The organism is Niastella sp. sgz303648 (assembly GCF_059587045.1).
Genome location: NZ_JCAPSW010000023.1, coordinates 24543 through 36810 on the forward strand (window position 1 = coordinate 24543; position 12268 = coordinate 36810).

Annotated in this window: 5 protein-coding genes; 1 reads left to right on the top strand and 4 read right to left on the bottom strand. The window is 43.0% G+C overall.

Features of this window, described 5'->3' with window-relative positions:
• Positions 1-32 precede the first annotated feature (32 nt).
• The 3 genes from AC59IL_RS35580 to AC59IL_RS35590 all read right to left on the bottom strand — a co-directional run bounded on the left by AC59IL_RS35580 (position 33) and on the right by AC59IL_RS35590 (position 7335).
• Positions 33-4844, bottom strand: coding sequence for an FG-GAP-like repeat-containing protein (locus AC59IL_RS35580; RefSeq protein WP_496557021.1), 4812 nt, complete (start codon positions 4842-4844; stop codon positions 33-35).
• Between the two features lie 348 nt (positions 4845-5192).
• Positions 5193-6665, bottom strand: coding sequence for a T9SS type A sorting domain-containing protein (locus AC59IL_RS35585; RefSeq protein ID WP_496557022.1), 1473 nt, complete (start codon positions 6663-6665; stop codon positions 5193-5195).
• Between the two features lie 172 nt (positions 6666-6837).
• Positions 6838-7335 (bottom strand): Lrp/AsnC family transcriptional regulator, encoded by a 498-nt coding sequence (locus tag AC59IL_RS35590; RefSeq protein ID WP_496557023.1) that lies wholly within the window; start codon positions 7333-7335, stop codon positions 6838-6840.
• 123 nt (positions 7336-7458) lie between these two features.
• Here AC59IL_RS35590 and AC59IL_RS35595 point away from each other — a divergent pair, with 123 nt between their 5' ends.
• Positions 7459-8817 carry an MFS transporter gene (locus AC59IL_RS35595; protein ID WP_496557024.1) on the top strand — a complete coding sequence of 453 codons (1359 nt, stop codon included), beginning with the start codon at positions 7459-7461 and terminating at the stop codon, positions 8815-8817.
• Between the two features lie 48 nt (positions 8818-8865).
• Here the strand turns inward: AC59IL_RS35595 and AC59IL_RS35600 are convergent, their stop codons facing one another.
• Complete coding sequence (locus AC59IL_RS35600; protein ID WP_496557025.1) at positions 8866-12093, bottom strand: TonB-dependent receptor; 3228 nt, start codon at positions 12091-12093, stop codon at positions 8866-8868.
• Between the last annotated feature and the right edge of the window lie 175 nt (positions 12094-12268).

Consider the following 12268-nt stretch of genomic DNA (forward strand, 5'->3'; position numbering starts at 1 on the left):
AAATTATAAAAGCTATCTATTTCACCCAATTATTATTTAACCAGTAACGTACGGGTAAGCGTTCTTGCGCCATCGCTCCATACCAGTTTGTACACACCGGGAACAAGGCCCTGCACATCTACTTTGGTTTGCACGGCATTTTTGCCCGGGATAATGGTTCTAACCAGGCGGCCCGTAACATCAACCAGCTGCACCTGTGCATTGGTGTTTGTTACAGGATGCTTCACTAAAGTAAACTGCGACGCAGGGTTTGGATACACCGTGAACAAATCATTGGCGGCATTTGCATCAGCAGTTGTAAATAACCGCGACATAATTGCTGCCGAATCTGAAAGCAGGTTTCTGAATATCGAAAGTGTATTTGAAATACTGTTCACAGTAACCATTTCAGGCTTACCGTCGCCATCAAGATCACCAGCCACCACCGTACGCGGCAAAGTACCGGTTACGAAATCAACCTTTGACGCCAGTGCAATTGTTCCGTTGCTGCCGGTATTTTTATACACCGAAACCGTGCTTGAATGAAAGTTTGCCACTGCCACATCGGGTTTGCCATCACCATCGAGGTTGGCTATTGAAACATACACCGGCGTGGTGCCTGTTGCATAATCAACTTTTGGCGCCAATACAATTCCACTGCTATCGCTGTTATTCCCGAAAACCGAAATTGAGGCTGAGGCGCTGTTGGCAACTATAACTTCGGGCTTACCGTCGCCATTTAAATCGCCCGTGCATACGTGAAACGGATTTATGCCTACTGTATAATTTACTTTGGTGGCAAATGAAATTGTTGTTGCTGTACTTGTATTTTTCAATACCGAAATGGAACTATCGTTATAATTCGGAGCAATGATATCGGGTTTGCCATCATTATCCAAATCACTAACAGTTCCGATGAAAGGCCAGTTGCCTACCGCAAAATCAACCTTCGCAGCAAAAGAAATATAGGCAGCAGTACTGTTGTTTTTAAATACAGATACATTGTTGCCGTTATTGTTTACAGTTACGATCTCAGGTTTTCCATCACCATTCAGATCACGTACCGAAATAGATTCAGGATTTGCGGCGGTAATCAGGCCAAGCTGTGTATTAAGCCGGATGGTTCCAACGGTACTGTTATTTTTATAAATGAAAACTAAATTATTGCTATAACCAGATACAATAACCTCTGGTTTACCATCTCCGTTGAGGTCTGCAATCGTTGCATAAAAAGGAGTTGCATTTATTTTATAATTAACCCTCGGAGCAAATGAAAACACTCCTGCTGATCCGGTATTTCTGTATACAGAAATGGTGCTGTCGTTGTTATTCACAACAACCAGGTCTGATTTTCCATCGCCATCGAGGTCGCCCATTGCAACATGTCGGGGATAAGCACCTGTTGCAAAATCAACTTTCGAAGCAAAAGAATTTGCATTAAATCCTGTTCCGGCAAAAATTACATTAAACGGATAGGCTGAATACCCCATCAGGTTATTGGTGGTAACCGTAACCGGTACATAGGTTGTTCCGTTAGGCACAATGGCCGTTATTACCGTATCGGATGCAGAAGTTACAACAGCCTGTACAGCTCCAAAATAAACGATGTTGCTGTCGGCTGCCGGTTTAAAATTGCGGCCAAAGATTGTAACAGTAGCTCCCACCGGGCCTGAAGCAGGCGTTACCAGAGTGATCACCGGCGGCACAATAAAGGTAAATCCTCCCAATGTGGCGGTATCATACCTTTTTATAACCGATACATTGCCGCTTGCACCCGATCCTATCGTTGCTGAAATGGTTGAATCGTTTATAACCGAAAATGCAGCAGCAGCTATATTTCCAAAACGAACGCCCAGCGTACCGGTAAAATTAGCACCCAAAATAGTTACTGTTGTTCCGGTACTACCACTGAGTGGTGTAAACGAACTTATAACCGGAGGAATAGAATCTACGTTAATATACGTAAAGCCGGGTTTTGTTGCGGTACCAAAAGGAGTAGTAACAGTTACATTACCGCTTGCACCTGAGTTTACCCGGGCGTAGATCAGCGAGTCGGAAGCAATTGTAAAGCTATAGGCCGGAACGCCGCCAAAACGAACCGAAGTTGCTGTTTTAAAGTGGCTGCCGAAAATATTCACAAGGGCAGTTCTGCCTGCCGCTGTTGGCGTAAAGTAACTGATAACAGGCGGTGCTGAATCGCTTTGGATATACGTAAAGCCCGGTTTTACAGCAGTGCCGAATAAGGTGGTTACTTTAACATCGCCACTGGCCCCTGCGCCTACCGTTGCATAAATCAGGGAGTCGCCCAACACCGAAAAGCTGATCGCATTTACATTTCCAAAACTAACATACCGTACACGGTTAAAGTGCGATCCGAAAATGGTAACCCGTGCAGCGGCTGATGCACTTGTTGGTGTAAAGTAACTAATCACAGGCGGAGTGGTATCTGTTGGTATATAGGTAAAGCCCGATTTTGTGGCAATACCATGCGGCGTAGTAACGGTTACATTACCGCTGCTTCCAATACCTACAATGGCGCCAATAGCTGTATCAGACAGCACTGTAAAACTGGTAGCAGATGTACCGCCAAAACTAACCTGCGTTGTTCCGGTAAAATGTACGCCGAAAATAACCACTCCAAATCCAACCTGCTGACTGGTTGGGTTAAACCTGGTAATAACCGGTTGAAGGGAATCATTATTAATAAATGTAAAGCCCGGCTTCGTTGCAGTGCCATAAGGCGTGGTTACAATCACGTTGCCACTTGATCCTGATCCAACAACTGCATCGATCGTTGAATCATTAACAACTACAAACGAATCGGCCACGGTAACTCCGAAGTTAACAAACGTTGCCCCGGTAAAATGTGTGCCGTATATCGATACGTGATCTCCGGTTTTCGCACTGGTTGGTGTAAAATAATTTATTACCGGAATAGTGGTAGAATCTATTGGAATAAATGTAAAACCCGCTTTGGAGGCGGTACCAAATGGTGTAGTTACCGTTACATCGCCGCTGGCTCCATTTGCTATAACTGCCAGAATATTTGTGTCGGACAAAATTAAGAATGTATCGGCCAGTGTACCGCCAAAACGAACAGCTGTAGCTCCCGTGAAATGGGAACCCAGTATTGTTATATTAGCTCCAGGGTCTCCGCTTGTGGGTGTAAAACTGGTTATAACAGGAATCGCAGGTGCAATATAGGTAAAGCCAGATTTGCTGACAGTACCATTAGGAGTAACTACGGTAACATCGCCGCTTGCTCCGGTTCCCACAGTTGCGCTAATCACCGTATCGGAATTAATTATAAATGAAGATGCAGGTACACCGCCAAAGCTAACAGCAGTAGCGCCGGTAAATTTATTTCCCCTGATGACCACCACTTTTCCACTATCTGCAGTAGCCGGAGCAAAAGAAGTTATGTACGCTTTATTTCCTGCATTTTTAAACACCGATATCAACGAATAGTTATTGCCTGCGGTTAAATCAGCATAGCCGTCACCATCAAGATCGCCAATAGCCGCGCTGGTTGGGTCATAGCCAACTACATAGTCAACCCGGTTATCAAAGGCAAGCGTGTCGCCCGAACTGATGTTTCTGAATACCGAAGCGGCGCTTGGTGAATTAGCGGGAATAACAATTTCAGGTTTATTATCACCATTTAAATCACCGGCGCTGATACTACGTGGATTTGTACCCGTAACATAATCAATTTTGGCAGCAAAAGAAATATTCCCGGTGGTGCTGAGGTTTTTGAATAACGAAACGGTTGAGGAACCATAGTTGGCTACAGCAATATCAGGCTTGCCATCTGCATCAAAATCACCTATAGCGGCGCCTGTAGGATTGGTACCTGCGGTATAGCTTATAGCAGCCGCCAAAGAAAGATTACCGGCTGTACTTGTATTTCGTAAAACCGACATACTGCCACCTGAGAAATTAGCAAGCACTACATCAGGTTTTCCATCTGCATCGAGATCGCCAACAACTATCTCGCCATGATTCAGATTGCTGAAATCAACTTTGGGAGCAAATGCAACAGAATCGCCGCTGCTGTTATTAAGGAAAACAGAAATAATGCCTGAATTACCGGTTGAAACTATTACATCGGGTTTGCCGTCGACGTTCATGTCGGCTACACTCACTGTGGTTGATCCGTTACCGGTTGGCAAATCTATTCGTTGTGCAAATGAAATTGCATTGCCTGTACTGGTGTTCTTTAAAATCGAAATAGAACTGGCATTACCGCTGTTAAAATTTGTAACAACTACATCGGGTTTACCATCGCCATTAAAATCGCCGGTGGCTACACCATAGGGGTTTGAACCCAAAACAACCATTTCACTATAAAAAGAGATGGTTCCCGGTGAACCGGTGTTTCTGAAAACAGTGGCCGTGGAATCGCCCTGGTTAGTTTCAAACACATCGGGTTTACCATCGCCATTCAGATCTGCGATGGCAATACTGCGAGGATTATTGCCCGCATAAAAATCTGTTTTAGAAGAAAAAGAAGTTGCATATAAAGCATATCCTCCGCCGGCAAATGTTACACTAAACGGTAACTGCGAATAAGCTGTAAGATGGTTAGTGGTTACAGTAACCGGCTTATAGGTAGCACCCAAAGGCACCGTAACAGTTAATGACGTTGAAGACGCGGCTGTTACAACAGCCCTCACCGCTCCAAAATAAACAATGTTACTGTCGGCCATTGTGTTAAAACCGGTGCCGGTAATGATAACACTTGTTCCAATAGGGCCCGATGTTGGATTAAATGAATTAATTACCGGTTGGGCAAAAAGAGAATGTGACAAAAAAAGAGCAATCAGAAAAAGATTTTTTTTGAGGAAGCGATAGAAATGATTCATGGAATAGGTTTTTACGTTGTTAGGTACTATCAGTAAGTAAACAGCAAAAGAATCCCCTTACGGCATTTGCCATATAGGTATACTTTCTGAACCAATATTTCCCTTGTTACTTTCTGGTTGCCTGGAGGAGAGAATTGCTGTTCCTTTACAAAGTGTTTCGGTTAACCACCCGGCAGGGTGAATTATTTGTAATATTAGCAAATAGAAAAGAAATTATATCAAAAAATATAAAAAATTAAAAGTCACATAATCCTGCGTTCACATTGCAACACACATATGGTACCAAATAAAAAATCCCGCTTTACAGCGGGACGTTTGTATAACCGGTTCCTTTTATTATTTAACTTATTATTTAATCAGTAGAGTTTGTGTTACGCTTTTGGCGCCATTGTTCCATATCACTTTATATATGCCCGCTACCAAACCGGTTGTGTTGATTTTTGTTTGACCCGTATTACTGCCTATATTAACCGTTCGCACTACTTTACCTGTTAAATCAACCAATTGTACCCTTGCCGGATGCGGTGTTGCAGGATGCGTAATAATAGACCAGGCCGATGCTGGATTGGGATATAATGAAACAGTTGTTTTGGAAATTACCGCCTCATTAATATTACCTTTTGCGTTGATGGCAAAAGCCCGCAATGCTGTATCGGTTATAGTTGAATCGCGTATAAAGGTAAAGCCCGATTTGCTGGCAGTGCCATAAGGCGTGGTAACAGATACATTACCGGTTGAACCAGTATCTACAATTGCAAATAGCACAGAATCAGATTGAATGGCAAAGGAATCGGCTGGGATGCCGCCAAACCGAACAGCGGTTGTTTGTGTAAAATGTGAACCAAAAATAGTCACCACAGTCCCTTTGCTGCCAAAGGTTGGAGTAAATGACACAATAACCGGCGCCGCAGTGTCAACGATGGTTGTGTCGCGAATAAATGTAAAGCCGGGCTTACTTGCTGTACCATTGAGTGCGGTAACAGATATGCTTCCGGTTGAACCGGTATCTATAACCGCCAATATCACCGAATCAGATTGAATGGCAAATGTTTTGGCCGGCGTGCCGCCAAAGCGAACTGCTGTGGTTTTCGTAAAACGTGTACCAACAATGGTTACCACAGTTCCATTACGGCCGCTTGCAGGTGTAAAATTATAAATAGCCGGCGCTGCAGTATCGGTACCCGTTGTATCTCTTATAAATGTAAAGCCGGGTTTGCTGCCGGTTCCCAAACGAGTAGTAACGGCTACACTTCCGCTTGAGCCTGCCCCTACCCGCGCAAATATGGCTGAATCGGATACAACGAAAAATGTATCGGCTAATGTACCACCAAATCGAACGGCTGTTGTTCCGTTAAAATGTGAACCGATAATGACAACGGGAGTACCTCTGCGACCACTGGTTGGCGTAAAGAAGCTGATTACCGGCGATGAAGTATCGGTAGCAATAAATACAAAGCCGGCTTTTGATGCCGTGCCATTCGGTGTTGTTACCGAAACATTGCCGCTTGACCCCGATCCAACAGATGCAAAAATGGCCGTGTCGGATAACACGGCAAATGATGCGGCCAATGTACCGCCAAAACGAACGGCCGTTGTACCCGTAAAACGCGAACCAAAAATAACTACCCTGGTTCCTTTGGTACCACTGGCAGGTGTGAAAGAAAAAATAACAGGCCCCAACGCTGTATCCTTTACAGCAGTAGTAGTCCGGCCAGGCTCAGGCATACCTGCATAACCCGCAAATGAACTGATGATCAATTGTGCAAATAACAGGGAAAAAAGAAACAGGCTTCTTTTTATCCGGTGGTAAACATGATTCATAGAAAAGGTTTTACATGTTAAAAATTATAATACCGGTTAAACAAACTATTATAGATACCCATGCATGAGACATGCATTATGTTCTATACAGCTTACATAACAATAACCCTTATGCCGGTTTACTTTTTAACAGTAAAAAAACACCGGATCGTATTACAGAAATGAAGATAATTTATAATAACTCATGTGTATCCTTTAATATTCCCATTACAAAAATGCTTTGCATCTGGCTGATCCCTTTCACCTCACTCAATTTGTTCACATAAAAATCATGATAAGCTTCCATGCTTTCTGCCACAATCTTCAGCATAAAATCAAATTGTCCCGATACATTGTAACATTCCAGCACTTCTTTAAAACCGGTTACCGCTTCAATAAACGTCATGCCTATTTTATGGCTATGCTCTTTAAGCGATACATAGCAAATGACCATAATGCTTTTTTTCACTTTACGATGATCTAACAAGGTGGCGTATTGCTTAATTACGCCGGTTGCCTCCATGCGTTTAATGCGCTCGTGAACGGGCGTTGCGCTTAAATGAACTTTAGCCGCGATTTCCCGAACGGTTAACCTTGCATTCTGTTGCAATAATCGCAGAATGGCAAAATCTTTTTCATCCAGTGAAAATGACGTTCCTGCCGCTTGTTCTGTTTTCGATTGCGCTCCCATATCAAAAGATTGAATTTGTTCTATTTTATGCTATAAATTTAATCATTTGTTCTATTTTATTTTATTTAAATAGTACAAAATATCATTTAATTAGATTTGTATAGAACAAAAGCAGAGGTCCCGATGAGCAGGAAACAGGTCATTTTAATAGTAGCATCAACAGCCATTTTTTTCGAGGCGCTTGATATCGCCATCCTAAACCTGGCCATCCCTTTAATGCAACAGCAATTTCATCTCGAAGCCGAAAGCATTCAATGGGTACAAACCGTGTACGTTTTATTCTACGGAGGTTTTTTGATCATAGGTGGAAAGATGTGCGATACTATCGGCCGTAAAAAAATATTCATGGCCGGTTGCGGCCTCTTTTTATTTACCTCTCTCGGTGCAGGGCTTTCGTGGAATTTTATTGTTTTAACTATTTTCAGAGCGTTGCAGGGTTTGGCAGCGGCTATGGTAATGCCTTCGGCACTGTCGATCATTACCAATACATTTACCGAACCCAAAGAACGCAACCGCTCATTAAGTATATTCAGTTCTTTTGCTGCCATTGGTTCAGGATGCGGTCTCGCGCTGGGCGGTGTAGTGGCTACTTACCTTGGCTGGCAGTGGATCTTTTTCATAAATGTACCGGTTATTACGCTTGCGCTGATTTTGGCTTACCGTTACATCGATAAAGATATCATCAGCAGTCACCAGCATTTACCCGACTTCGTTTCAGGCGTTTTACTTACGTTAATTATTGTATTAGTATCGTATGTGGTGCATCGCCTGCCCGATTTTTCAAACAACTATAAGTTGTTATTATTCTTTGTAATTGTTATTGCAACCGGCAGTTGGTTATTCATTCGCAGGGAGCGGCAACAGCAACAACCATTGATTGAGGTATCGATGTTTCGCAATACAGGCACTATAACCGGTAACGCGATCACTATTTTGTTAGGCGCGTTTTTCCTAAGCTACCTGTTTTTGCTGTCGCTGGTATTACAGCAAAATATGCACTACAGCGCTGCCAAAGCGGGTTTGCTTTTATTTCCGTTTAGCATGCTTTCTTTTTTAGTGTCGCGCTATGTTGTGCCGGCGTTGTTCAAAAAAATGACGGTTTTACAAACAGGCATCCTGGGCATGGGCCTTATGCTTACCGGCGCGCTGTTGCTGATGACGGCCATAATATATCACCATAATATCTGGCTGGTTTTGTTATCAATAGCCTGTGTTACCGGCAGCGGCATGTCGGTTTGTTATCCCAGTTTAACGGCTTTGGCTATTCGTGATATCCCCGTTACACAGCAGGGCGTAGCAGCGGGTATATGTACCACGTCGTATTTCCTGGGTGCAGGTTTAGGTCTTTCGTTGCTGGCGCTTGCCATGCAGTTGCTGAATGCAGTGACGAATAAAGTTGATTATGCAACAGTATTATTTATTAGCGGGTTCGCTTTACCGGGGTTGATTTGGTTGTGGCGGGTGAGAAAAAAAATAAGCTAAGAGCCGTTTATGCTCTTAGCTATCTCCTTTTTTCTTTTGTGCTCTTAGCTAAAAAATAAACCTTAAACCAACCTGCATCTGCCACCGTGATGGCAAATCAGGACTGGCCGTGAAAGTTGATTTAAGTGAAGGATCGAACTGGTAAGTGGGTGCATTGCCATTATAGGCAACCGACAAAGGTTGAAAATATCCCGAAGTAGTAGCATATTTAACAATGCCCCAGTTGCTGTTTAACAAATTACCAATATTTACAAAATCAATACTTAGCTGAACGATTTTATCTTTTTTCTTTGTCAGCAATAAATCCTGCAGAATACGAAAATCAACCTGGCTAAGCCATGGATTTTGCCCGGCATATTTTTCAGTGTACTCTCCGCGGTGTTTGCTGAGGTATTTTTCGTTTGCGATATATTCTTTCAATGCCTGTCGTTGTGCTGCAGCATTCTGCACATTTCCATTTACATCGGTTAAAGGTGTAAACTGCATATTATTTATTTCTGCATCGGTTGGCACATACAGCAGGTCGTTGGTAGAAGTACCGTCGTTGTTTATATCGCCGCCGTATACATAGGCGAACCGGTTGCCCGAGTTCCATGAGCCAAATAATGAAATTGTAGTGGCATATCTTTCGGCATAATTGAATTTTTTTGAAAAAGCCGCCACAAACCGATGGGTATTGCCGTACAATGAACGAGACAGCACTGCTTTATTTGAATTGTTTAAAATGGGGTTGCGGTCAAAGGCATCGCTTGATATTTCGGCAGAAATAGAGCTGGCATCTTTTGCAATTAAAAAGTTATAGCCGAACATGGCATAAAAACCTCTCCCAAAATTTTGCTGCGCCTGAAAAGTAGCATTGAACTGATACCCCACGCTGGTATTGGTAAATGCATACGTATTGTTAGCACCCTGATCGCCGGCAAGGTATACTTTACGTGTATCACCGGTGCCCGAATTCAATGTGCCTGTAGGCGTTCCCAGCTTATAATTGCGTACCATCATGCCCTTAACATCTTTGGTGTACGCGACATCTACTGTAAAGATCGTTCCGGAAGGAACCTTAATATCAGTACCAATATTTGAACGCCATACCTGCGGCCATTTAAAATTTTTGGCGGTTACATTATAAAAAAAACTGAACGGGTTGCCAATGTGATTGCCTAACCACACAAACGGAAAACGGCCGGTAAACAAACCCGAGCCGCCACGTATCTGAATGGTTTTATCGCCTTTTACATCCCAGTTAAATCCCACACGTGGAGAAAGCAACGGTTTTTTAGAAGGCAGACGGGTGTTATCCACATCTTTACCGGGACCGTTGGTTAATGACTTACCGTTTTCATCAAACAAAACCAGATTGTCTTTATTGGCAACAGTTGGTTCTCCTTCAGTGAATGTACCGCTGAATGTACCATCAGCATTTATATTTGGCGTACGGTAACTGGCATTAAAGTAAAAAGGAATATCCATGCGCAAACCAACCGTTAAACGAACGTTATCGGTAGCCTGCCATTCATCCTGTAAATAGCCCGAAAGTTGCCCTACGGTTAAATAATACCAGGTCCATTGGTCGGCTATGCCTCTGTTTTTTGCATAAGCAACATCTACATCCAATGGATAAGCGCCAAAAACATAATTACCGCCAACCGGCACACTGTCGATAAATGTTTTTATATCTGCCTCAGAAAAAAGTGTAGCGCCATAGCCTGTTAAATTAAATGAGTTGGCAAATTTGAACGATTCAAAAGAAGCGCCGGCAGTAATCGTATGTTTCTTAAAAAATAAATTGAAATTATCAGTTGCCTGAAATGCATCCTGGTTTAAACGGTTGTTGATCGAAAACGGCTCATGGCCTGCAATGATATAGCGTATTCCGTTTTTGGTAATATTGATAACAGGAAACGGCGTCGAAAAAGGATTGCGTTTATCTCGGAATGTAGTGTATACTACGCGGAGTTTATTGGCATAGCTATTACCAAAGTTTGATTTAAGTTCAGCACCAAACGACTGTAGTTTATTTACGATCTCGTACCCTGAGTTTTGAAATTGAAGCGTGGTAAAGTCGGGGCCGCGGCGACCAATAGCACTTGGGTGGGCGGGTTTATCTTTATGCGCATCCAATCCGTTATAAGTAAATGACAAGCGGTGAGCCGAGGTGATATTCCAATCGGCTTTTATCAACCATTTATAATTGGTTTGATCGAGAGTATAATGCTGATAAGGCCCGGTATTGTAATTAAACCGCTTGGCCAAAATTGAACTTACCGACTGCAGGTCCGACTCAAGCACCCTGCTTGTATTGGCTTTACCAACGTTGCTGCTGTTTTGCGCAACGTACGATGATGCTTCATCACTCCTTTGCTCGGTTTCAAAATTTACGAAATAAAACAACTTGTTCTTTATAACCGGGCCGCCCAGCGAAAAGCCCGTTTGCAATTGTTTCAGATCGGGCAGCACCAGTTTGTTCTTTTCGATTTTTGAACCGGTCAGCGATTCGTTCCTGTAAAAAGCATATGCGGTACCTGAAAAATTATTATTACCCGATTTGGTTACCGTATTTATACCGGCGCCGGTAAAACCGGCCTGGGTTACATCATAGGGGGCAATATTCACCTGTATCTGATCAATGGCATCGAGCGATATAGGCTGTGCATTTGTTTGTCCGCCCGGCGTTGGTGCATCGAGCCCAAACGGGTTATTAAAAACAGCGCCATCGAGTGAAAAATTATTATACTGTCCGTTACGACCGGCGAACGACAAACCATTATAGGTAAATGAAGCCGACGGTGTTAAGCGAAGATAGTCATCGGCAGAGCGTGAAATGGTAGGCAAAGATCGTATCAACCGGCTACTGATGTTTACAGAAGCGCCGGTTCGTTTATTATCAATAATACCTGAGCGGCCGGTTACCGTTACTTTTTCCAATTCGGCCGACTTTTCGGCTAATTGAATGTCAACGGAATTGTTTTGCCCTAACTCAAGAAAAACATTATCAATAACAGTTTGCTGAAAATTTACAAACGTAGCGGTTATCTTATAAGGACCGCCAACCCGCAAATTTGGAACTGTAAAACGACCATCACCTTTTGTTGCCAGCACCTGTTTAATACCGGCATCGGGAAACTCAATTACAACAGTAGCCCCATGTAATGCATTTCCTTTTGGATCTATTACAATGCCACTGAGCGTTGCTGTAGTAACCTGGGCCCATACAGCGGGTGAACATAATAAAAAAAAGAGCAGGTTAAAAATGTAGTTTCTGTTTGATCCTTTCATAGCAGTTATTTTAGGTTATAAATAGCAGTATGCATACGGCTGCATAGCAGTACAGAAAGGGGGGGATTCTGGCTTCAGCCATTAAGTTTTTTCATGTGGCAAGTCAAAATGAGATACAGATTATAAGCCCGTGGATCAGTTATAGAAGGTAGTTGCCGGACTTAAAGTATGGATA